At 66.1% G+C, this 22930-nt stretch carries 21 protein-coding genes and 1 pseudogene; 8 read left to right on the top strand and 14 right to left on the bottom strand.

Features of this window, described 5'->3' with window-relative positions:
* Position 1: 1 nt before the first annotated feature.
* Positions 2–1615, bottom strand: a complete 1614-nt coding sequence (locus ACTHQS_RS17480; protein ID WP_440171438.1) for a peptide chain release factor 3 — start codon at positions 1613–1615, stop codon at positions 2–4.
* Between the two features lie 532 nt (positions 1616–2147).
* On the opposite strand from ACTHQS_RS17480, the gene ACTHQS_RS17475 reads away from it, so the two are divergent.
* Positions 2148–2681, top strand: coding sequence for a 2'-5' RNA ligase family protein (locus ACTHQS_RS17475; protein ID WP_440171436.1), 534 nt, complete (start codon positions 2148–2150; stop codon positions 2679–2681).
* Positions 2682–2895: 214 nt separating this feature from the next.
* Complete coding sequence (gene disA, locus ACTHQS_RS17470; protein WP_440171435.1) at positions 2896–3972, top strand: DNA integrity scanning diadenylate cyclase DisA; 1077 nt, start codon at positions 2896–2898, stop codon at positions 3970–3972.
* Positions 3973–4062: 90 nt separating this feature from the next.
* Here disA and ACTHQS_RS17465 read toward each other — a convergent pair whose 3' ends face one another.
* Complete coding sequence (locus tag ACTHQS_RS17465) at positions 4063–4770, bottom strand: hypothetical protein (protein WP_440171434.1); 708 nt, start codon at positions 4768–4770, stop codon at positions 4063–4065.
* A 173-nt stretch (positions 4771–4943) separates the two neighbouring features.
* On the opposite strand from ACTHQS_RS17465, the gene ACTHQS_RS17460 reads away from it, so the two are divergent.
* The 3 genes from ACTHQS_RS17460 to ACTHQS_RS17450 are packed head-to-tail and all read left to right on the top strand — an operon-like array spanning position 4944 to position 6890.
* Positions 4944–5864: an A/G-specific adenine glycosylase gene (locus ACTHQS_RS17460; protein ID WP_440171592.1), complete on the top strand. Its 921-nt coding sequence runs from the start codon at positions 4944–4946 to the stop codon at positions 5862–5864.
* 59 nt (positions 5865–5923) lie between these two features.
* Complete coding sequence (locus ACTHQS_RS17455; protein WP_440171433.1) at positions 5924–6355, top strand: DUF3592 domain-containing protein; 432 nt, start codon at positions 5924–5926, stop codon at positions 6353–6355.
* Between the two features lie 28 nt (positions 6356–6383).
* Positions 6384–6890 carry a hypothetical protein gene (locus tag ACTHQS_RS17450; RefSeq protein ID WP_440171431.1) on the top strand — a complete coding sequence of 169 codons (507 nt, stop codon included), beginning with the start codon at positions 6384–6386 and terminating at the stop codon, positions 6888–6890.
* Here ACTHQS_RS17450 and ACTHQS_RS17445 read toward each other — a convergent pair.
* The 10 genes from ACTHQS_RS17445 to lysS all read right to left on the bottom strand — a co-directional run bounded on the left by ACTHQS_RS17445 (position 6887) and on the right by lysS (position 17933).
* On the bottom strand, positions 6887–7060 hold the full coding sequence (locus ACTHQS_RS17445) for a hypothetical protein (protein ID WP_440171429.1): 174 nt from the start codon (positions 7058–7060) through the stop codon (positions 6887–6889). The genes ACTHQS_RS17450 and ACTHQS_RS17445 overlap by 4 nt on opposite strands.
* Before the next feature lie 35 nt (positions 7061–7095).
* Positions 7096–7848, bottom strand: coding sequence for an HPr family phosphocarrier protein (locus ACTHQS_RS17440; RefSeq protein ID WP_440171428.1), 753 nt, complete (start codon positions 7846–7848; stop codon positions 7096–7098).
* Positions 7845–8477: a dihydroxyacetone kinase subunit DhaL gene (dhaL, locus tag ACTHQS_RS17435; RefSeq protein WP_440171426.1), complete on the bottom strand. Its 633-nt coding sequence runs from the start codon at positions 8475–8477 to the stop codon at positions 7845–7847. Before dhaL ends, ACTHQS_RS17440 begins: the two co-directional genes overlap by 4 nt.
* A 2-nt stretch (positions 8478–8479) precedes the next feature.
* Complete coding sequence (gene dhaK, locus ACTHQS_RS17430) at positions 8480–9481, bottom strand: dihydroxyacetone kinase subunit DhaK (RefSeq protein ID WP_440171424.1); 1002 nt, start codon at positions 9479–9481, stop codon at positions 8480–8482.
* Between the two features lie 250 nt (positions 9482–9731).
* The gene (locus ACTHQS_RS17425; protein WP_440171422.1) at positions 9732–10241 is read right to left on the bottom strand and encodes an amino-acid N-acetyltransferase; all 510 of its coding nucleotides are present in this window, start codon (positions 10239–10241) and stop codon (positions 9732–9734) included.
* 159 nt (positions 10242–10400) lie between these two features.
* Positions 10401–12521, bottom strand: a complete 2121-nt coding sequence (locus ACTHQS_RS17420) for a prolyl oligopeptidase family serine peptidase (RefSeq protein ID WP_440171420.1) — start codon at positions 12519–12521, stop codon at positions 10401–10403.
* Between the two features lie 387 nt (positions 12522–12908).
* Positions 12909–15401 (bottom strand): ATP-dependent Clp protease ATP-binding subunit, encoded by a 2493-nt coding sequence (locus ACTHQS_RS17415; protein WP_440171418.1) that lies wholly within the window; start codon positions 15399–15401, stop codon positions 12909–12911.
* 344 nt (positions 15402–15745) lie between these two features.
* Complete coding sequence (locus tag ACTHQS_RS17410) at positions 15746–16075, bottom strand: histone-like nucleoid-structuring protein Lsr2 (protein ID WP_440171416.1); 330 nt, start codon at positions 16073–16075, stop codon at positions 15746–15748.
* A gap of 140 nt (positions 16076–16215) precedes the next feature.
* Complete coding sequence (locus ACTHQS_RS17405; protein WP_307492758.1) at positions 16216–16392, bottom strand: hypothetical protein; 177 nt, start codon at positions 16390–16392, stop codon at positions 16216–16218.
* A gap of 2 nt (positions 16393–16394) precedes the next feature.
* Positions 16395–17933, bottom strand: coding sequence for a lysine--tRNA ligase (lysS, locus tag ACTHQS_RS17400; protein ID WP_440171414.1), 1539 nt, complete (start codon positions 17931–17933; stop codon positions 16395–16397).
* 68 nt (positions 17934–18001) lie between these two features.
* Between lysS and ACTHQS_RS17395 the strand changes: the two genes are divergently transcribed.
* Both ACTHQS_RS17395 and ACTHQS_RS17390 read left to right on the top strand, forming a co-directional pair.
* On the top strand, positions 18002–18916 hold the full coding sequence (locus ACTHQS_RS17395) for an alpha/beta fold hydrolase (RefSeq protein WP_440171412.1): 915 nt from the start codon (positions 18002–18004) through the stop codon (positions 18914–18916).
* A 61-nt stretch (positions 18917–18977) separates the two neighbouring features.
* The gene (locus ACTHQS_RS17390; RefSeq protein ID WP_440171410.1) at positions 18978–19814 is read left to right on the top strand and encodes an alpha/beta fold hydrolase; all 837 of its coding nucleotides are present in this window, start codon (positions 18978–18980) and stop codon (positions 19812–19814) included.
* A 79-nt stretch (positions 19815–19893) separates the two neighbouring features.
* On the opposite strand, the gene ACTHQS_RS17385 is transcribed toward ACTHQS_RS17390, so the two are convergent.
* Together ACTHQS_RS17385 and ACTHQS_RS17380 are read right to left on the bottom strand one after the other, a co-directional pair.
* Entirely contained in the window at positions 19894–21396 is a 1503-nt protein-coding gene (locus ACTHQS_RS17385) for a DHA2 family efflux MFS transporter permease subunit (protein WP_440171408.1), read from the bottom strand.
* Positions 21397–21526: 130 nt separating this feature from the next.
* A complete protein-coding gene (locus ACTHQS_RS17380) occupies positions 21527–22093 on the bottom strand; it encodes a type 1 glutamine amidotransferase domain-containing protein (RefSeq protein ID WP_440171406.1) in 567 nt (188 codons plus the stop codon).
* Positions 22094–22406: 313 nt separating this feature from the next.
* On the opposite strand from ACTHQS_RS17380, the pseudogene ACTHQS_RS17375 reads away from it, so the two are divergent.
* Positions 22407–22930, top strand: a pseudogene (locus tag ACTHQS_RS17375) (HNH endonuclease signature motif containing protein); the annotation flags it as partial.

The raw sequence follows: 22930 nt of genomic DNA, 5'->3' as shown, positions 1-22930 counted from the left end.
CTTACTTAGCCGGGTTGTGCGTGCCGATGGGCACGAGGGTCAGGTCCGGGTGGTTCTTTTCGATCCGTCGCAGCGCCCAGACGTCGTTGAACAAGGCGAGGTACTCGCCGTCGGACCGCAAAAGCACCTCCGCGCCCGGCACGTTGGCCAGCGCGGGCATGGCATCCGCCGTCGAAATCCTCGCCAGCGAGTAGGGCAGGCGTTCCAGGCGCATGGGGGCGCTGAAATCGTGGGCCATGCGGTCCTCCACCACTTCGAACTGCATGGGCCCGACGGCGGCAAGCACCGGCGCCTGGTCGCCGCGGACGTCGGAGCGGAGCACCTGGATGACGCCCTCGTGTTCGAGCTGCTCGATGCCTCGGCGGAACTGCTTGAACTTGCTGGGGTCCTTGGACCGGGCCACCTGGAAGTGCTCGGGGGCAAACAGCGGGATGGCCGGGTATTCCACGGCGTCCTCGAGGAAGAGGCTGTCGCCCACGCGCAGGGACGAGGCGTTCACCAGGCCCACCACGTCACCGGGATACGCCTCGTCGATGACTTCGCGTTCCCGGCCGAACACCTGCTGGGCGTACTTGGTGGCGAAGGACTTGCCGGTCCGGGTCTGGGTGACCACCATGCCGCGCTCGAAGACCCCTGAGCAGACGCGGATGAAGGCCACGTGGTCGCGGTGGGCCTTGTTCATGCCGGCCTGCACCTTGAACACGAAGCCGGAGAACGGCGACTCGACCGGGCGTGGGGTGCCGTCCACGTCAGGGCGCGGGGATGCCGGCGGCGCGAAATCCACCAGGGCGTCCAGGATTTCCTTGACGCCGAAGTTCAGGGCGGCGGAGCTGAACAGGATGGGGGTGGCCTTTCCGGCATGGAAGGCGTCGACGTCGAACTCCAGGTTGGACTCGATCACCAGTCCGGCCTCGTCCACGGCGTCGGACCAGTTGCTGCCCTGGCTTTCCGCGGCTTCCTCAGGGGTGAAGTACTCGGTGATGGCGATCTGGGCGCCCGCGTTGTTGCGCTGGAACCTGGCGAAGCGGTCGTTGCGGAGGTCCCAGACGCCGCGGAAGTCGCCCGAGATGCCCACGGCCCAGGTCAGCGGCATGGGCTGCAGACCGGTTCGTTCGGTGATCTCGTCCATCAGCGCCAGGGCGTCCAGGCCGGGCCGGTCCCACTTGTTGATGACGGTGATGATGGGCAGGTTGCGCTGCTTGCAGACCTCGAAGAGCTTCATGGTCTGGGTTTCCAGGCCCTTGGCGGCATCCACCAGCATTACGGCGCAGTCGACGGCGGCGAGCACCCGGTAGGTGTCCTCGGAGAAGTCGGCGTGGCCGGGGGTGTCCAGGAGGTTGATGACCGTGTCCCGGTAGGAGAACTGAAGCGCCGCCGAGCTGATGGAGATGCCGCGGTCTTTTTCCATCTGCATCCAGTCGGAGACGGTTTCCTTGCGGTTCGCCTTGCCGCTGGAAGCGCCGGCGGTGCCAATGACCTTGGCATGCAGGGCCAGGGCCTCGGTGAGCGTGGACTTGCCGGCGTCCGGGTGTGAGATGACTGCAAAGGTCCTGCGGCGGCCGGCCTCTTTGTGGATACCGGAGATCCGGGCGGGGGTCAGGACATCTTGGGACACGGTGTTACCTTCGCTGCGGTTGTGGCTGCCCAGGGGCCTTTCGGGTACTGCGCTGCGACTCGAGGGCGGGGAATGTGATTGGCAAACGGCCAAAATACAAGTTTATCGCAGGGCAGCAAACCGGCACGGGCCGTGCTTAACGCGGGCGAAACCGAACGTTCAAAGCCGCGAAATGCCGGACGGTTAGCTTGGGCGCATGATGCATGGCGCCACTTTCTCCGGCAACCTTTTCTTTGATCCGCTGGCTACCAACTTGGCAGCGAACGTGCTCACGAACGCGGAAGCGGGCCTTGGCAAGCCAACCCAGGCACCGACGCCGCCCTTTCCTTCCGGAACATCCCGGAAGCGTGGGATTCAGACAGCGGCAGAGCACAGGGCGCTCCGGGCCGCGTCCCTTTCGAAAGTCAGCAGGGATCTGGAACGGATGCTCAGGGAGCGCAGGTGCTGAGGACTCCGGCGCCGCGGCCCAGCTTTCCCGGCGCGCACCATAGCCCTTGGCGGTAGGCGCCGTGGGTAACGGCATGATGTGTTCATGCGCAGCATCGAACTGGTCTTTGACCATCTCACCTACGCCCTCATCAGGGCCGACTGGGTGCGGCTCGAGGCCGCCGGCCTCCCGAGCCTGGCAGCGCATGCTTCCCCGAGCAACAGCCCGCACATCACGCTTGCCGCAGGCGTGGACCTGCAGGCCGGACAGGAAGGGCCTTGGCAGCAACTGCCGATGGATGTCGCGTTTTCCGGCGCCATCATATTTCCCGCAGGCGCCGGCAAGTATGTGCTGGCCCGGTCGGTCCTGTTGACCATTCCCCTGCTGGACCTGCACCGGCACCTGCACCAAGGCCTCGTGGGCGCCTTGCCGGTGACGCTGCCGGGAGCCTGGACGCCGCACGTGACGATCTCCCGCCGCATCCCCGGCCATCAGCTCGGGACGGCCATGGACCTGCTGGACCTGCGTATCGAGGGCCGCTGTACGGCAGCACGGCTGTGGGACAGCAGCACCAAAAAGGTCACGCCCCTGGGCGGCACTTCCTCAGCGGCCACCCCGGACCGGCGCCACAATGAGTGAAAGTGCCTCCCCCGCATGATGCCCGAGGTGTATTTTTCCGGCCTGTCCGGACACCCCCTAATGGGGCACTTTGGGGCTTGCCCGTGCGGAACTTGGGCTTCTTGCCCCTATCATTGAGCTTGCGGGAATCAGAGCACTTTCTTGATCCTGCCGGCCACCTGCAGATGCCGGCATTCCTGCGGGCGGCGGTCCGCACCTTTGAAGGGAAAAACCTATGGCGCGGAGCCCCGAAGAATCGCTGAGGGCCACTCTGGGCAGGGTTGCACCCGGAACTCCACTTCGCGACGGCCTCGAACGGATCCTCCGGGGGCGCACCGGCGCACTGATCGTCCTGGGCTCCGACCGCACCATCGATTCCATCTGCTCCGGCGGATTCGATATCGGCATCGAGTTCTCGCCCACCCGGCTGCGGGAACTGGCCAAGATGGACGGCGCCATCATCTGCGACAAGGATGCGGGCAACATCCTGCGCGCGGCCGTCCAGCTGGTCCCGGACTCAAGCATCGAAACCCAGGAGTCAGGTACGCGCCACCGCACGGCGGAACGGGTGGCCAAACAGACCGGGGTGCCGGTCATTTCCGTGAGCCAGTCCATGCAAATCATCGCCCTTTACGTCAATGGTCTCCGGCATGTCCTGGAGGGTTCCGAAAACGTCCTCGCCCGCGCCAACCAGGCGCTCGCCACCCTGGAGCGGTACCGTGCACGGCTGGACCAGGTCACCAGTTCGCTGTCGGCCCTGGAAATCGAGGCGATGGTGACGGTGCGGGACGTCGCCGTGACCCTCCAGCGGCAGGAAATGGTCCGCCGCATTTCCGAGGAAATCTCCCAGTATGTGCTGGAACTGGGCGAGGACGGACGGCTCCTCTCCCTGCAGCTCGACGAGCTCACCGTGGGCAGGGGCCCCGGCAGCGACGTGATCATCCGCGACTACGCCAGCCCCAACGCGTCCGCGGACGACATCGACAAGGCCGTCCATGAACTGGTCAGCCTGGGCCCCACGGAACTGATCGACCTTGGCAAGATCTCCGCGATTGTGGGGTTTGCGGGCGGCGAAGCCAATCTCGACGCAGTGGTCCAGCCCCGCGGCTACCGGCTGCTGTCCGGCCTCAAGGCAGTCCCCAAGGCCGTGGCAGACCGCCTGGTGGACCATTTCGGGGGCCTGCAGTTCCTGATGGCCGCCACCATTGATGACCTCATGACCGTTGACGGCATCGGCGACCAGCGCGCCCGCACCGTCCGCGAGGGCCTCAGCCGGATGGCCGAGGCAAGCCTCCTGGACCGCTTCCTCTAGACTCCCCGGGATAACACCCATCGATTGCTCCGTAGTTGTCGTTACGGAGCCTGAAAACGACAGTTAGACAGCAATCGATGAAGCAGCAGCTCAGTTCAGCTGGAAGACGGCCTTGGGGCTGGCCCGGGAACCCAGCTTTGCAGTGAAGATGTAGTACGCCCCGCCGCCGCCCGGGGCCGCAGCCACGGCCTTGCAGCCATCGGCGCTGCGGTTCCGGCTCCACGGGAAGTTGGCGGTTTCGCTGGCACCGGGCGCGATCACCTTCAACAGGTCCTCGCTCGACGCCTGGCAGTCCTTCGAAGAGAAGATCCGGTCGGAGCCGCTGGTCACCAGGAACTCCATCTGCGACGTTCCAATGTTGACTTCACAGGGGACGGTGCCGCCGTTGGTCACCTTCAGCGTGAGCAGCGGGTTTTCCCCCGGGCCGTAGGCGGGCTTGTCCGTGGCAGCCGAGACGGTCACCAGGTTCTGGTTGCAGGTGGGCGTCGCCGGGGCACTGGGCGACGGCGTGGCGGACGGGGTTGCCGACGCGGAAGCAGAGGGGGTGGCCGCGGCAGACGGGGTGGCTGCGGCGCCGGGCGACGGAGTATCGGAAGAAGTTGCAGTGGAGGATGCCTGCTGCGAACCGCCCCGGAAGGCGCCGGCGAGCGCGAAACCGCTGACCACCAGCACGATCACCAGCAGGAGCGCGCCGCCGGCAACCAGCCGGCGGCGGCGGTACACGGCGGCGCTCGGTTTCCGGACGCTGCTGGAACCCGATGCCGTGCCGCGTGCTGGTGAATCGCCTTGCCTGCCCATCCTCCTAGGCTATGGAACGCCGCCGCTTCTGCCCTGCCACCACGCCGCCGTGCCCGCATCGCTCTGGTCACAACCCGGTTTGCGGCCCGCCCGAACCCATCCATTACAGTGTTGGCATCGACACTCAAACCTCCCCCGCAAAGCACGCCCCGGCGGACCCCTCCGGCCTCGAGCTGCTCCACCACCGCATCAACGGCTGGTTCGCCGGCATCGCCCGCGACCTGCCCTGGCGCGAGCCCGCCTGCTCCCCTTGGGGCGTACTGGTCAGCGAGATCATGCTGCAGCAAACTCCGGTGGTCCGGGTGCTCCCCGTCTGGCACGAGTGGCTCAAGCGCTGGCCCACCCCCGCCGGGCTCGCGGGCGAACCGGCAGGGGAAGCCGTCCGCTCGTGGGGCCGGCTGGGCTACCCCCGCCGTGCCCTCCGGCTGCATGCCGCAGCAACGGCGATCGTGCAGGACCACGGCGGCAAGGTCCCGGACACCTACGCCGAGCTGCTGGCCCTTCCCGGGGTGGGCAGCTACACCGCCGCCGCCGTGGCAGCGTTCGCGTACGGCCGCCGGGAAACGGTGGTGGACACCAACATCCGCAGGGTGCACGCCCGGCTGGTTTCCGGCGTCGCGCTTCCCGCCCCGGCGCTGACCGCGGCGGAGATGCGCCTGGCCACTGCCCTGTTGCCGGACGACGACGAAACCTCCGTGCGCTGGAACGCTGCAGTCATGGAGCTTGGGGCTTTGGTGTGCACGGCCCGGGCGCCGAAGTGCGCCGCCTGCCCGGTCAAAGACTCCTGTGCGTGGCTGGCGGCGGGTGAGCCCCCGCCGTCGTACGTTCCCAAGGGACAGGCGTGGCACGGCACTGACCGCCAGGTCCGCGGCGCCGTGCTGGCCGTTCTCCGGCTGGCGGAATCGCCCGTGCCGCCGGACATGTTCCACCGTGAACCCGCTGACCTTGGCTTTGCCCCGGAAGGAATCGGCGTGCCGCTGGCCGCGCTGCACCGGCTCGATTCCGCCCCGGAACAGCTGGAGCGGGCGCTGGCGGGGCTGCTGGCGGACGGGCTGGCAGAGATGCACGACGGCGGCTACCGGCTCCCAGCCTGACCACCGGCCGGGCGGGCCCGGGATGGCATACTTCTTGGTGACCGGAACCGGGGGAAGCCATGAAGACCATCCTGTACATCGTCTGGGCGCTGTTTGTTGCCGCGGCGATATTTTCGCTGCTCCATGCGTCGCGCCGGACCAAGCGGCAGGAACAACAGATGGCGTCCTGGCCCAAGGCGGAGGCAACCGTGACCGGCAGTGCAACCGGCTGGACCAGCGGCGTGGGCGGTTCCAGCCGGAACCTGCGCTACTTCCCCACGTACCAGTTCACCGATCCGCGAGGCACCCTCTTCATGGGCAAGTCCGAAATCTCCGACGTGGAGCAGCCCGTGCCGGGTTCGCTGATCGAAGTGGCCTACAACCCGGTGAACCCCAATGAATCGCTCCAGGTGTCCTCGGAGCCGCGTACGGCCATGGGCTTTCTGATCGCGTTTTTCGCTGTCTTCGCCGTCGCTTCGTTCTGGTTCATCGGCATTTTCCCAATGGGCTGACCGTCACGGTGGCGCGTAGCCTGAAGGCATGCACAAGGCCGGACTCGTGGTGGCACTGGTGGTGGCCACAACGCTCATTTCCGCCTGCGGCCCCGTCGGCAGCGCCTGCCCGGCAATTGCCCAAGCCACCGCTGTCACAGTGACAGTCACCGCTGACTATTCCTCGCATGTGCGTACGCTCCACCTGCGGGCCTGCCAGGACGGCACCTGCAAAGAGGCCGACGTCGAACTGCGGCCCGGCAGCTCCTCCGTTGACCAAGGATGCACGCAAGAGGGCGCCTGTTCGGCTACGTCTTCTCCCGACGGCACCAAGGTGGCGACGCTGATGCTGGAGACCCTGACGGAATCACCCATGACGGTGACCGCTTCCGGGACGGTTCCTGACGGCACAGCGCTTCCTGCCCGCACCCTGGAGTTCCGCCCGCAGGCGCTGTATCCGTTCGGTGAGCAGTGCGGGAAGTTCCTGTCGGCATCACTCACCCTGGATGCCGAGGGGCTGCACCAGCAGCCGGCGTCCCAAAAGGCGCGGGGCTAGAAAAGCGCGGGCTGGGTGAAGGTTCCGTCCTCGGAAGCTCCAGCCGCGGGGCCGCTGCCCACCGGTCCAGCGCTCCAGTTGAAGCCCAGTTCAGCCAGCAGTTCCTCCACGGAGAGTTGGCCGTCCAGCACTTCGATCTCCTGGGTGTTGTCTGCAAGCGGCCGTTCCATGCCATCGAGCTTATTCCCAGGAACGGCCAGGGAGCTCAGGGCTCGCCGAAGCCGGCCTCCACCAGGCCGCCAACGTACTCCACCGCCCGTTCCGCGTCCACGCCCCACGCTTCCACATGCAGCACAGTGCCCTTGCCGGCACCCAGGGTCATCAACCCGGTCATGGACGCGCCATCCACGCCGTTGATGGTGACTTCAGCATCAAGTGAGGCCAGGCCACCTGCAACTTTGGCAGCAGGCCGGGCATGCATGCCGGCCTGGTTCACCAACTCGAAGTCGCCAGTGGAGTCCGGTGGGGCGCTGCTGACAGGCTCTTGTCCGGCTTCCGCCCCGCCCGGCTCCGGTTCGTGCGCCGGACCCCGCACGCCTTCGGCCGCCTTAAGGACCGCGCGCACGTCCGCTCCCCCCTGCGCGGCGACGGCCGCGGCCACCAGGCCTTCCACCAGCGGGGCGTCTGCGAGCAGGACGCCTGCCGGACTTTCCAGGAACTCGAGCGCCGATTCCGCGGTCATCACGGCTGATCCCAGGTCCGTGAGGATCACCGTGCCAGTTACCCCGGTGCCATCCCCGCCGGCCTGCCCTGAAGATTCTCCGCCAGCCTGTTCCCCGGCGTGTTCGCCCGCCTTTTCCAGTGCGGCGAGCACCTTTTCCAGGCTGGTACCGATCCTGCCGTCGTCGGTGCCGCCTGCCGGCAGGATCATCACGTCAGGTGCCATCTGGGCGGCAAGCTCCACGGCGCCGTCGGCAATTTTTTCGCTATGGGACACCACAACGATGCTGACGGTCACGCAGCCGCCCCGACGGCGGCGCGCAGGATCAGCGCGCTGGACACTGCTCCCGGGTCCCGGTGGCCTGCACTGCGTTCGCCAAGGTAGCTGGCTCGGCCTTTCCGCGCCACCATGGGGTCGGTGGACACAGCCCCCGCCTCGGCGGCCTCGGCGGCGGCCACCAGGACGCTGAGGACGTCCGTGCCGCTGCCGTCGGCTGCCGCCCGGGCAGCATCAACTGCCGGCGTCCATGCATCCACCATGGTCTTGTCCCCGGACTCCGCTTTGCCCCGCGCCACGATGCCGTCCCGGGCCGCCTCCAGGGCGTTGGCCCAGGCGGTGGGATCGATCTCGGCGGAATCACCCAGCGCGGTGGCGGCGCGAAGGAACGCTGTTCCGTAAAGGGGGCCGGCAGCGCCGCCCACCTTGGACATCAGGGTCATGGCGGTCATCTTCAGCGCCGCCCCCGGTGTTTCGGGCGTGGATTCGCCGAGCTTGGCAAGGACCGCCTGGAAGCCGCGGTCCATGTTCTCGCCGTGGTCCGAGTCGCCGATGGCGCGGTCAAGTTCGATGAGTTCAACGCGGTGTTCAGCCATGGCCTGCGCGCACAGGGTCAGCCACTTGACGGCCCAGTTGGCATCCAGCACCACGGCTACACGCCCCAGCGCAGGGCGGGGGTGTGCACGGGGGCGTCCCACAGTTCCGTGAGCTCGTCATCGAGCCGGAGGACCGAGATGGAACAGCCCTGCATCTCCAGCGCGGTGATGTAGTTGCCCACCAGCGAGCGTTCCACCGTGGCGCCTGCGTCGGCCAGCACCTGCACCGCCCGCCGGTACACGATGTAGAGCTCGCTTAGCGGGGTGCCGCCCATGCCGTTGACGAACAGCAGCACTTTGTCACCGGACGCGACCTTCAGATCGGCGAGGACGGGTTCCAGCAGGCGGTTGGTGATGTTGTCCGCGTTTTCCATGGGGATCCGGTGCCTGCCGGGTTCGCCGTGGATGCCGATGCCGATCTCGATCTCGTCCTCGGCAAGGTCGAAACTTGGCGTGCCTGCGTGCGGCACCGTGCAGGCCGAAAGCGCAACGCCCATGGTCCTGACATTGGCGTTGACCCGTTCGCCGATGGCGGCCACGGTATCGAGGTCATCTCCGCGCTCGGCAGCGGCGCCGGCGATTTTCTCCACGAGCACTGTGCCGCCCACCCCCCGGCGGCCGGCGGTGTACAGCGAGTCCTCCACGGCAACGTCGTCGTTGACCAGCACGGTGCGGACGCTCACGCCCTCCGCCTCGGCCAACTCGGCGGCGGTCTCGAAGTTCAGGACGTCGCCGGTGTAGTTCTTAACGATATGCACGACGCCGGCACCTGAGTTGACTGCGAGGGTGGCGGGAAGGATCTGGTCCGGCGTAGGTGAGGTGAACACCGCCCCGGGCACGGCAGCGTCGAGCATGCCCCGCCCCACGTAGCCGGCGTGCAGCGGTTCGTGGCCACTGCCGCCGCCTGAAACCAGCCCCACCTTGCCGGCCACCGGCGCGTCCTTGCGCGTGACGTAGATAGGGTCTTCGCTGACGGTGACCAGGCCGGCGTGGGCCAGGCCAAAACCCTGGACAGCTTCCTGGACAACGGATTTGGGATCGTTGATGAGTTTCTTCATGGCGGTGCTCCTGGCTGTGCTCCTGAAGGATGTGTTTCCGACCCTACTACCGGGATCGCAGCTGGCGGTAGGTTCCTGGGGCCCGGGTTTTCCGGCCGCTTCCCACTGCGTCTGATCCCGGACGCAGCAAAGGGACAGCCCCCAATGACTGTCCCTTTCCTGAGGCCCCCCACATCCCGGCCTCAAGAAGTTTATCCATCAATTCGAATAAAGCCAACAGGGGCGTGCCATCCCCTTCCGGACTGAGCCCCTAAAGGGTGCGGATCATGCGGGTGTTCCCAAGGGTGTTCGGCTTGACGCGCGCGAGGTCCAGGAATTCGGCCACACCTTCGTCGTGCGAGCGCAGAAGCTCCGAATACACATCCGGATCCACTGCCGACTGGTCCGCCATGACCTCGAAGCCGTGGCGCTTGAAGAAGTCCACCTCGAAGGTAAGGCAGAAGACCCGGGACACGCCGAGCGCCCGGGCCTCCTCCAGCAGACTTTCCACCAGGACATGGCCCACGCCCTTGCCGCGCCATTGCCCCGAGGCTGCGAGGGTGCGGATTTCGGCGAGGTCTTCCCACATGACGTGCAGGGCACCGCAGCCGATCATTTCGCCGTCGCTGGACTCGGCAATGCGGAACTCCTGGAGGCTCTCGTAGTACGCCACCGTCTCCTTCGCCATGAGGATGCGCTCCTCGGCCAGGGGCGCCACCAGCTTCTTGATGGCGGGGACGTCGCTGGTGCGGGCTGGGCGGATGTGGAAGGAGTCGGTCACAAAGCCATCCTACGAGGCGAAGGCTTCCGGCTCGGGGACTGCGGCATTTACCGCGTGCTCGCTCGTCCCTCGCTTAGACGCACGCTACGTAAATGCCCCAGCCCCCTTCGCCTCGCAATCTTCCCCGGCGATCGACGCCTTGCGCCTGTTGGCGGGAAATTACAGGCCCAGTTCTGTCGGCAACTCGGTGTCCTGGCCCAGGACGTTCTTTGCCAGGAACCACTCCACCACCTGGTACCAGACCTTTGCATGCTGCGGCTGGAGGACCCAGTGGTTTTCGTCGGGGAAGTACAGGAACCTGTGCGGGGTTTGCCCGTCCTGGTCCGCCGCCAGCCGCGATTTGGACAGCAGCTCGTACCAAAGCCGCAGGCCCTCGCCGATGGGCACCCTGTAGTCCTTGTCGCCATGGATCACGAGCATGGGCGAACTGATCTTCTCCGCATGCAGGTGCGGTGAATTCTCCAGCGCCATCTCTTCGGTCATTTCCTTGAGCCAATACTGCGAGGCATCCGTGGTGGGTCCGAACTGATCCAGCGCCCAAAGGCTGGCGTGGGTGACCACCGCCTTGAACCGGTCCGTGTTGCCCGCGACCCAGTTGGCCATGTACCCGCCGAAGGAGCCACCCATCGCAGCGGTCCGGGTCCCATCGATGTCGGGCCGTTCCACTGCCGCGTCCGTGATGGCCATGAGGTCGGTAAACGGCGCCTTGCCCCAGGAGCCCCAGCCGCGCTGGATGTAGGCCTGGCCGTAACCCGTGGACAGCGCCGGGTCGGGCAGCAGCACCGCGTAGCCCTTTGCCGTCAGGAGCCACGGGTTCCAGCGCCAGGTCCAGGCATTCCAGGACCCCAGGGGGCCGCCGTGGATCCAGAGGAGCAGCGGCGCTGGTTTGTCCGCGGAGGCGCCGTCGGGGAGGGCCAGGTAGGCAGGCACCCGGGAGCCATCCGGAGCCGTGGCGGCGATCCGCTCCAGCCGGCCCGGGCAGGACGGACGTTCGGCGGGCGCAGGCAGGCGGGTGGTTTCACCCGTGGCCACGTCGATCCGCACGGCTTCCGCCGGGAATTCATAGGAGCTGCGCAGGGCATAGGCGTACCGTCCCTCCGGCGAGATCACGACGTCGGTGTAGGCCGCCGCGTCCTGCGTCACCCGGGTAACGCCCAGTTCAGCGGCAGCCGCCGGAACGCTGACCCGGAAAACCGGCGATGCACCGTCGTCGTCCGCTGTGACCAGGATGCCGGAGCCGTCCGGAAGCCACGCCGCGGGTTTGGGCCAGCGGTCCCAGTCGTGGGCCAGGGGCTGCAGTCCGGTGTCCCCGGCAGCCTCGCCGGAGACGTCCAGGAGGTGCATCCTGATCTCTGGAGCCTGTTGCGGGGTGGAGTCGCTCTCGCTGACCACCACAAGCGTGCGGCCATCCGGGCTGACGGGACCCGGGAAGTAGCTCATTCCCTCCTGGTCCAGCAGCACCTTGAGGCTGCCGGACGCCACATCCACCGCCACCAGGATGGAGCGGCTGTCCGCCTTGGCAAGGGGTTTGGTGTAGCCGCTGTAGAGGGTCTTCCCGTCCGGGCTGACCACTGTCTCCGCCTCCCTGAGCCGCGGGCCGGCGTCGGGCGTCAGGTTGCGCAGTGCCAGGGGAACAGTGGCGTCAACGGTTGTGGGCTTGCCGGGCCCCTTGTCCGCCCCGGCTTCCACGGCGAAGATCCGCGGCTGGCCGGGGCCCAGGTCGGCGTCCCAGTAGCGGACCGGGTATTCGCTGTGCAGGATGGCGGAGACCTTCCTGTCCTTGCGGGACTTGCGCCGTTCCGCGTCGTCCTCCTCGTCGGCGGACCCTGCCAGGACCTCCGCCGTGACGAATGCTGCATCGGCGCCCCTCGCCGTCATCACCCTGCTGATGCCTCCGGCCCGGCTCAGGACAACGCGGGCTTCCCCGCCGTCGGCCGGCAGCAGCCACAGCGCATTGACCGGCTCTTCATCGGGGCTGTCGGGGTCGGGACGCGCGGAGGTGAAATAGACGTCGCCGTTGGCGGCGAAAGCAGCCCCGGCCTCGCCCTTGGCGCTGCGGGTGATGCGCCGGGCGTGTTTCTGCCCGGCCGGGTCCAACTCCCACAACGCGGTGGCAAACTCGGTGCCCTTGCCGTTCAGGGTGGCGACGGTGGTGACCAGCCTGGCACCGTCCGGGCTGAGGGCCAGGCCGCTTACCCGCGGGATGGACAGGTAGTGGTCGAGGTCGTGGAAAGGGGTCCTTGGTTGCTCGTCCGGGATCGCCGGATTCTCGTTAGCCATGCTCCTGATTCAACCCGAGGTGTGTCGCCCATCACAACCACTTCACTACCGGCGGAACGACGACGGCACATCCGTCGCTTCGTGGGTCGAGGGTGCGGGGCCGGGTTGGCGCCGTCGGCCGAGCCATTTGCCGGCGCCTGCTCGTTCCTCGCTTTGACGGCGCCTACACAAATGCCTGACCGCCGCCACCCGCGTGAGGTGCGCCTTCGCGTGAAGCGGAGGGGCCGGGGTCATTTGTGTAGCTTGCGTCAAAGCGACGAAGGAGCAGCAAGCGGCAAATGGCGCTGGTGCCGGAGCGGACCCAACCACGGAAGAAGCGGGCAGGTGGATGAACGCAAAAAGCCCCGCCGCTCCTTTGCGGAGTGGCAGGGCTTTCTGGTGTGGAGCTTAGACGCTCGGGGCGATCTCCGGGATGCGGGGCTTGGCGTTGCCGGCGAAGGTGAACTTCGCGTCGTCGCCTTCGCCTTCGACATCCACCACGACGATGTCGCCGGTGTGGATCTCGCCGAACAGGATCTTCTCGGACAGCTGGTCCTCGATCTCGCGCTGGATGGTGCGGCGCAGCGGCCGGGCACCCATGGCGGGATCGTAGCCGCGGGTTGCCAGGAGCACCTTGGCGGCCTTGGTCAGCTCGATGCCCATGTCCTTGTCCTTGAGGCGCTTCTCCAGGCGGGTCACGAACAGGTCCACGATCTCGATGATCTCGTCCTGGGTGAGCTGCGGGAATACCACGACGTCGTCAACACGGTTCAGGAACTCGGGGCGGAAGTGCTGCTTGAGTTCCTCCGTGACGCGGGCACGCATGCGGTTGTAGCCGGTCTGCGTGTCGGTGCCGGACTGGAAGCCGGTGGCAACGCTCTTGGAGATGTCCCGGGTACCCAGGTTGGTGGTCATGATGATCACGGTGTTCTTGAAGTCCACCACGCGGCCCTGGGAGTCGGTCAGGCGGCCGTCTTCCAGGATCTGCAGCAGCGAGTTGAAGAGGTCCGCGTGGGCCTTCTCCACTTCGTCGAACAGGACCACGGAGAACGGACGGCGCCGGACCTTCTCGGTCAGCTGGCCACCTTCTTCGTAGCCCACGTAGCCCGGAGGGGCACCGAAGAGCCGCGAAACGGTGTGCTTCTCGGAGTACTCGGACATGTCCAGCGTGATGAGGGCGTCCTCTTCACCGAACAGGAACTCCGCGAGTGCCTTGGCGAGTTCGGTCTTGCCGACGCCGGTGGGGCCGGCGAAGATGAACGAGCCACCGGGACGCTTGGGGTCCTTGAGCCCGGCACGGGTGCGGCGGATGGCCTGCGACAGTGCCTTGATGGCCTCGTTCTGGCCCACCACGCGCTTGTGCAGTTCGTCTTCCATCTTGAGCAGGCGCGAGGACTCTTCCTCGGTCAGCTTGAAGACGGGGATGCCGGTGGAGTTGGCCAGCACCTCGGCGATGAGATCCTCATCCACCTCGGAAATGTCGTCCATGCCACCGGACTTCCAGTGCCGCTCCTTCTCCGACCGCTCGGAGATCATCTTCTGCTCCTTGTCGCGGAGCGCTGCGGCGCCTTCGAAGTCCTGCGCGTCGATGGCGGATTCCTTCTCCATCTTCAGCTTTGCGATGCGCTCGTCCATGGCCTTGAGCTCCGGCGGAGCGGTCATGCGGCGGATGCGCAGCCGGGCGCCGGCTTCGTCGATCAGGTCGATCGCCTTGTCCGGCAGGAAGCGGTCCGAGATGTAGCGTTCGGCCAGGCTGGCAGCGGAGGCCAGGGCGCCGTCGGTGATGGTAACGCGGTGGTGTGCCTCGTACCGGTCCCGCAGGCCCTTGAGGATTTCGATGGCGTGCGCCACGGAGGGTTCCTTGACCTGGATCGGCTGGAAGCGGCGCTCAAGGGCGGCGTCCTTCTCGATGTGCTTGCGGTACTCATCCAGGGTGGTGGCGCCGATGGTCTGCAGCTCGCCGCGGGCCAGCATGGGCTTCAGGATCGAGGCTGCGTCGATGGCGCCTTCGGCGGCACCCGCACCTACCAAGGTGTGGATCTCGTCGATGAACAGGATGATGTCGCCGCGGGTGCGGATCTCCTTGAGGACCTTCTTCAGGCGCTCCTCGAAGTCACCGCGGTAGCGGGAGCCTGCCACCAGGGAACCGAGGTCCAGGGTGTACAGCTGCTTGTCGCGGATGGTTTCCGGGACATCGCCCCGCACGATCGCCTGGGCCAGGCCTTCGACGACGGCGGTCTTGCCGACGCCGGGCTCGCCGATGAGGACCGGGTTGTTCTTGGTGCGGCGGGAAAGGACCTGCATGACGCGTTCCATTTCCTGCTCGCGGCCGATGACCGGGTCCAGCTTGTTCTCGCGCGCAGCCTGGGTCAGGTTGCGGCCGAACTGGTCCAGGACAACGGAACCGGCAGGTGCGCCCTCGGGCTGCCCGCCGCCGACGCCCGCGCCGGTGGTTTCCTTGCCCTGGTACCCGGAGAGGAGCTGGATGACCTGCTGGCGGACCCGGTTGAGGTCGGCGCCGAGCTTGACCAGAACCTGGGCAGCGACACCTTCACCTTCGCGGATCAGCCCGAGCAGGATGTGCTCCGTGCCGATGTAGTTGTGGCCCAGCTGGAGGGCTTCGCGCAGCGAGAGCTCCAGTACCTTCTTGGCACGGGGGGTGAAGGGGATGTGACCGGAGGGAGCCTGCTGGCCCTGCCCGATGATCTCCTGCACCTGCTCGCGAACGCCGTCGAGCGAAATGCTCAAGGACTCAAGAGCTTTGGCGGCAACGCCCTCACCCTCATGGATCAGACCCAAGAGGATGTGTTCGGTACCGATGTAATTGTGGTTCAGCATGCGTGCCTCTTCTTGGGCAAGCACAACTACGCGACGGGCACGGTCCGTAAATCGCTCAAACATTTCGCCACACTCCTAGCTACGACGTACTTTGATGCTACGTGGCCGCCCCTGAGTTGTGGAGCGTGTTCGCCACAGGGGAAACCGTGCCCCTTGCGGGAATAACCGCCGCGGGCAGTTGCAGCGCGGCACACGGGACCAGCAAGGCGAACCGGCAGCCGCCCCGGGCACCGGCAAAGGCACCGCAACCCGTCGAATACTGCCGGGCGCCAAGAGGCCACGGCAGCGTCCCAAATGAGTCAAATGGACAACAGCTCCCGTCGCCCCATAGCAGCAATATCCGCGAATTGAAAAACCCCGCCCCGCCTTGCGGCGGGAGCGGGGTTTCGGTGGAGCCAAAGGCAGTCCTAGGAATTTGCCTTTTGGTAGGCTTCCTGGATTTCGGCCTGAATTCGGCCGCGGCTGTTAACGGTGTACCCGTTATCCCGAGCCCATTGCCGGATTTGCGCTGAATCGTGGCTGCGGCCCCCGGTTGGCGTCTTGGTCCGCTGTACGCGGCCTCCGGATGCCTTGCGCGCGGCAGTGGTGAACCTCTCCAATGAAGACCGGAGTTCAGCGGCATTGGCTGCCGACAGGTCAATCTCATAGTTGACCCCGTCGAGGCCAAACTTAACATTCTCGTCTGCGGATCCCCCATCCAGATCATCAACGAGGATGATGTTTACTTTCTGTGCCATTTAGGTCTTCCTCTTGCTGGAAAGTTCGGTTTTCAGAAAAGCAGGATGTTTCCCATAAAAAAGTATGACTCTTATCTTGGCAACGCGTCAAAGCGCCTAATGGTTCCTTGGGGATAAAACCGGAAAGCAGGGGGGTTTATCTATTTGGATTCCGAACCCGGTTGCTCCGTGGGCTGCACCGGGAGGGAATCCGCTTCGGCCTGGGCGCGGGCTTCCGCCTGCCGCTCTGCCTTGTCCGCGTTGAAGATTGCTTTCATGGCGAACCAGAAAAGCAGGCCCACCACGAGGGAGGGAAGAATGACTGCTACGTATTCCATGGTCAGTGCCCTTCGGGCTTCAGCAGTGGGAACAGGATGGTTTCGCGGATGCCGGCTCCGGTGAAGAGCATCACCAGCCGGTCGATGCCCAGGCCGATGCCGCCCATGGGAGGAGCGCCGTATTCGAGGGCGCGCAGGAAGTCCTCGTCAAGCTGCATGGCCTCGACGTCGCCGGCAGCGGCGTGCAGGGACTGTTCGGTGAGCCGTTCGCGCTGGATGACGGGGTCGATCAGTTCGGAGAAGGCGGTGCCGCGCTCCATGCCGCCGATGATGAGGTCCCAGGCTTCGATGAGGCGGCCGTCCTCGCGGTGCGGGCGGGCCAGCGGCTGCGCGGAGGGCGGGTAGTCGTAGACGAAGGTGGGGTTCAGGAGGGTGGGCTCCACGATTTCACCGAAGAGCTCCACTGCCAGCTTCTCGGCGTCCCACTTGGGGTCCACCTTGACGTCATGCTTGGCTGCAAGCTCCCTAAGCACCTCAGCGGACGTGTCCGGCGTGATTTCCTGCCCAACGGCGTCGGACAGTCCGGGGTAGACGGCCAGCCAGGTCCACTCGCCGTCGAGGTTGATCTCCCCCGCCTCGGTCTGCAGGACGCGTCCGGCACCCACGGCGTCCGCGGCGTCGAGGATGATTTCCTTGATCCGCTCGGCCATGACGAACTGGTCCGCCCAGGCCTCGTAGCACTCAAGGGTGGTGAATTCGGGGCTGTGGGTGGAGTCCACGCCTTCGTTGCGGAACACGCGGCCCATGTCGTAGACGCGGTCGATTCCGCCCACCACGGCGCGCTTGAGGTACAGCTCGGTGGCGATGCGGAGGGTCATCTTCTGGTCGAAGGCGTTCATGTGGGTCTCGAACGGACGCGCCAGGGCGCCGCCGTGGACCAGGTTCAGGATGGGCGTTTCCACTTCCACGTAGCGGTGCCGGAACAGCGTTTCGCGGATGGAGCGGGTGATGGCGGCGCGGGTGTAGACCATCTCGCGGGCCTCGTCCCGGACCATCAGGTCAACGTAGCGCTGGCGGACGCGGGTTTCCTCGTTCAGTTCCGCGTGCAGGACGGGCAGCGGGCGCAGCGCCTTGGAGGCCATGGACCAGGACTCGGCCATGATGGACAGTTCGCCGCGGCGGGAGGAGATGACCTCGCCCTTGATGAAGACGTGGTCGCCCAGGTCAACCAGGGCCTTCCAGTCGGCGAGCGCTTCCTCGCCCACGTTGGCCAGGCTCAGCATGGCCTGCAGGCGCGTTCCCTTGCCGTCGGTGCCGCCTTCCTGCAGGGTGGCGAAGCAGAGCTTTCCGGTGTTGCGGACAAAGACCACGCGGCCGGTGACGCCCACGATGTCGCCGGTGGTTTCATCCGCCTCGAGATGGGCGTACTTTTCCCGGATTTCAGCGAGGGAGTGCGTGCGCTCCACACCCACGGGGTACGCCTCCGTGCCGCGCTCAAGAAGTTTGGCGCGCTTTTCCATGCGGATCCGCATCTGCTCGCTGGCGTCGACGGGCTCTTGGGCATTCTTGGGCGCGGGGGTGTTTTGGGAAGTCACAATCATCAAGTTTACCGGGCATTGGCTGCCCGGACTTTCAGCTTCCCCGCAGGCTTGCGCCCTAGGATGGGCGGGTGAAAGAACGGGTACTTCCAACGCACGACGGCGGCAGGCTGGCTTTGTACAGCTATGGCGCCGAGGATGCGCCCGGCGACAAGCGGGTGCTGCTGATCGGTGGCGCGTTCCTCACGGCCCTGATCTACCGGCCGTTCTCCATTGCGCTGGCGAAGGGCCTCGGCGACGGCTGGGCGGTGGACGTTTACGACCGCAGGGGCCGGGGCAAATCCTCTGAACAGCCCGCGGACTACTCCATGGCCACGGAGATCGAAGATGTCCGGACGGTACTCAAAGCCACCGGCGCCCGGAATATCCTGGGCCACAGCCTGGGCGGTTCGGTGGCCCTCAACACTGTGCAGGAGTTCACCGGGACCGGGTTCGTCCCTGACAGGCTCGCCGTGTACGACGCGGCGGTGAACATTGACGGCAGCATCGACACCGCATGGCTGGACGGATTCGAGGACGCCGTGAACAACGGCAGGGTGGGCCACGCGCTGGCGCACATGAAGAAGGCCACCAGCCCGGGCTCGGCCATGGCCAGGATCCCGGAACCGGTCCTGGCCGGCTTGATGGCGGTGTTGTCCCGGACCAAGGTCAACAGGATGTTCCGGCAGGTCATGCCCAGCGGCGTGGGAGAGCTGAGGGCGGCGTACGACGAGAAGGACCACGCCCGGGACTTCAGCGTGCTGCCTGCCGGTACGCTCTTCATGGCTGGCGGGAAGAGCCCCCGCTATTACAAGGTGACGGCGGAGCGCCTCCACGCCGCAGTGCCGCGCAGCACCTACCAGCTCTCCCCCAAGTGCTTCCACGGCTCCGTTCCAGCGGCCGTGAAGGAACTGGTGACGGACATCTCGGCGTACTTCAAGGACGAAGGTCCGGACGGGAAGCCCCGCCCGGACACTCCTGACGCTATCCCCGTTCGCCGCGGCTGACCGGCTGGCCCCAGACAGGTTCCGGGATGCCTGCAACCAGTTGCTCGGCTAGGCTCGGAACATGACGCGAGAGAACATCAGGACCCCCGACGGCGGCACTGTGGAGCTCTTCTCCACCGGTGCGGAACTGGCTTCAGCTGGTTCGGGCGTGGTGGTGGTTCCGCCTTCGATGGTGACGGCCGCGGACTACACCAAATTTGCCCAGAAGCTCAGCGCCGCCCTGGGCCGCCCCGTGCACACCTTCAACCGGCGCGGCCGCGGCTCGTCGTCGCCCCAGCCGGAGGATTACACGCTGGATGTGGACATCCGGGACCTGGACACGGTCATGAAGCACACCTCCAGCACGGACGTCTTTGGCCACAGCTTCGGCGGAGCGGTTGCCCTGCACGCCGCGCGGACCCTGCCGGTGGAGCGGCTGGCCGTCTACGACCCCGCAGTCTCCGTGAATGGCAGCGTCACCGCCAACTGGATCGTGGAGTACGAGCGGGCCATCGCCGCCGGCGACCATGACCGCGCCCTCGCCGTCATCCAGCGCGGCCTGGAAGCCGGTGGCTCCTTCTCCTCCCGCATGCCGCTCTCCATGCTGACGCTGGCCAACAAGCTGACGGCCGGCACCACCGAAGGAAAGCAACAGCGCGAGCTGATGCGCACCGGCGTCCGCGAGATCAAGGCCATTATTGCCGCGGACATGCCGGCCGAGCCGTTCCAGGCACTCCCGCTGGAGACGCTGATCGTGGTCGGCGAAAAGAGCCCGGCCTACTTCGGCATCGCCTGCGGGCAAATCCACGACGTGCTCTCCGGCTCCAGCTACACCATCCTGCCCGGGTTCGGCCACGACGGCGCCATCAAGGCCCCGGACAAGCTGATCAAGGAACTCAGCGACTTCTTCGCCGGCTGACCCATGTAGCTGGCAGTAGTTGTCGTTTTGAGCCGTCAAAACGACAACTGCTGCGAGTCAGTTGGGCTGGTGCCAGGGGTCAGTGGGCCGGGCCGTGTCCTGAGCCGGCACCTTCGGTCTTGCGCATCATCGCGGAAAGCACGACGGCGGCAAGGGCTATGACGGTTGCCGTCATGAAGGCGGCGCTCATCCCGGCGACGAGTCCCGACGCCGCGCTCACCACCGCGAAAATGGAGACCAGCAGTGCGGTGCCGGCCGCGCCGGCCACCTGTTGCGTGGTGCTCATGATCGCCGAGCCATGGGAGTAGAGGTGCGGCGGCAGGGGGTTCAGCCCGGTGGTAAAGGCGGGGGTGAACAGCAATGCCAGGCCGAAACTCAGCCCCACGTGCAGGGTGATGATCCACCAAACCGCAGTGCCGGCGTCGAGCATTGAAAATTGCCAAAGGGCCACGACCATCAGGATGGAACCGGTGACGGTGAGCGGGAACGGGCCCACTTTGTCGAAGGCGCGGCCGATGACAGGACCCAGCAGGCCCATGGCCAGGCCGCCGGGGAGCAGTGCAAGGCCGGTCTCAAGCGACCCAAGGCCACGGACTTCCTGCAGGTAGAGCGGCAGCAGGATGACCCCGCCGAACAGCGCCATCATGGCCACCACCATCAGCAGGACCGAGACGGTGAACATCCGGAAGTTGAAGGCCCGAAGATCCAGCAGCGGCGCGGCGGCCTTCTGCAGCCGGACCTGACGCAGGACGAATACCGCCAGGGCGGCGACGCCGACGACCAGGGCTCCGATGGCGCCGGCGTTGGGACCTGACTCGCCCCCGTGCCCGCCGCCGACCTGGCTCAGCCCGTACACCAGGCCGCCGAAGGCGGGGACGGTAAGGACCACTGACAGGAAGTCGAGCTTGCCCTTCTCCACCTCGCCCACGTTGGTGAGGTACTTGGCGCCGATGGCCAGCGCGGCGAGGGCCACGGGCAGGACGAAGACGAACATGAAGCGCCAGGTGAAATGCTCAAGGATCAGCCCGGAGACGGTGGGACCCATGGCGGGCGCCACCGAGATGGCAATACTCACGTTTCCCATGACGGCGCCGCGCTTGGCCAGCGGCACCAGGGTGAGGATGGTGGTCATCAGCAGCGGCAGCATAATCGCGGTGCCGCCGGCCTGGACGATGCGCGCCAGGAGCAGGACCTCGAACCCGGGGGCCACCGCGGCAAGCGTTGTTCCACCTGCGAACAGGCCCATGGCAAGCATGAAAACGGCCCTCGTGGAGAGGCGCTGGAGGATGAATCCAGTGGTGGGGATGACCACGGCCATGGTGAGCATGAATCCAGTGGACAGCCACTGGACGGTGGGTGCGTCCACCCGGAGGTCCACCATCAGCCGCTGCAATGCGACATTCATGATGGTCTCGTTGAGGATCACCACAAACGTCGCCACCAGCAGCGTGCTGATGATGGTTACGGACTCCCTGGACATCTTCTCCGGTGCGGCGGGCAGGGTTCCTCGGCGGATTCCTTCGCCGATTCCTTGGTCAGGAGCGGGCTGTCCGCTGGCGTTGGGAGAGACTTCGGTAGACATGGGTGTTCCCTCAGGGGTGGTTTAAGAGTGGTGCGCGGTCGGCGCCGCTGCAGATTGCAACACTCTACCCGTTGGAGTAATTCCTCCGCATGGGTTCTTTTTACCCCTGAGGGAACATTGGGGGTTTGCTTTAGGCGGTCTGCCCTGCATGCTGGCCTTCGGAGATTTCCTCCACGAGCTTGCTGTTGAACGCCGGGAGGTCATCAGGGTTCCGGCTGGTCACCAGGCCCTGGTCAACCACCACTTCCTGGTCCGTCCAGTTGGCGCCCGCGTTCTTCAGGTCGGTTTCGAGCGTGAAGTAGGACGTGACGTTCCTGCCCCGGATGACTCCGGCCTCGATGAGCAGCCACGGTCCATGGCAGATGGACGCTACCGGCTTGTGCTGCTCGAAGAAGCTGCGGGTGAAGGCCTGGGCGTCCTTGTCGACGCGGAGGTGGTCAGCGTTCACCACACCACCCGGAAGTACCAGCGCGTCGAAGTCGGAGGCGTTTGCTTCAGCGACGGTGAGGTCGACGTCGAAGGTGTCGCCCTTCTCCGTGCCGTTGTATCCCTGCAGCTTGCCGTTCTTCGGCGCCACCAAGGTGGGCTCGCCGCCGGCGTCCTTCACTGCCTGCCAGGGACTGGTGAGCTCTACCTGTTCCACGCCGTCAGTCAGCAGGAATGCCACCTTCTTGCCTGCGATGCTGTGCTCTGACATTGTTCCTCCTCGCTGGAGGGGGCCACGCGGCGTTCAGGCGCGCGGGGTCCCGCTCGAGAGTTGATTGCCTGACGCATTCCAGCCTAGGAAAGAGCAAAGTAATAAGCAAGCTGACTATCTGTTTTTGGTGGCGCTGTATTCGGGGGCCAGCCCGTGCGCGCCGTTTTCGGCGCCGCGGGAAGGAATTTGCGCAGCGGGAAGGCGTACGACGGCGGCACGCGCCTTTTTGAGTTTGGGTCACCGTTGGTTGCGGTTGGCCTTGGCGGCCAATGGCTCCGGTTTGAATGTCAGTGGGTCGTTGGATGATGTCGGTATGGGAAACAGCAGCGGGACGGTAGCAGCGTTAGAGGGTGTTCGTGCCTCTGTTGCTGCCCTCAATTCGCTGCTCCTGGAAGATGCCGGCCTGGTCTACGGTGCCGCTGTTCACACCGACATGGATGTGTTGCAGCGGCGGTACGAGATCCGGCTGGAACGGCTGGAGGTCGTGTCCGGACTGGAGGCGCAGCTTGCCGCGGTCAAAGCCCAGGACGCCGCCGATGCCGTTGAGTTCCAGAAGGCCATGACCCCGCCGGGCGTCTCGGTCCAGGACCGCACCTACGCCGGAGTGTCCGTTGTCGAGGAGATCGCGGGGATCCTGACCATCAGTTCCGCCGCAGCAGGCGCGTTGGTGGACCAGTCCCGCCGGATCTGCTCCCTGCCGCCCGTGTTTGAGGCCCTGTCCGCGGGCGCGGTGTCCTGGCAGCACGCGAAGATCATCGCAGACGAAACCGAAGGCCTCGATGCCGCCGGTGCCGCCGGTGCCGCCGGGTTGGTGGCGCACTTCTTCGACCCCGACGC

This window comes from Arthrobacter sp. SAFR-044 (genome assembly GCF_051965175.1).
Taxonomy (GTDB): domain Bacteria; phylum Actinomycetota; class Actinomycetes; order Actinomycetales; family Micrococcaceae; genus Arthrobacter.
Note: the sequence above shows the minus strand (reverse complement) of the source record. Positions and strands in the feature narration are given on the sequence as shown.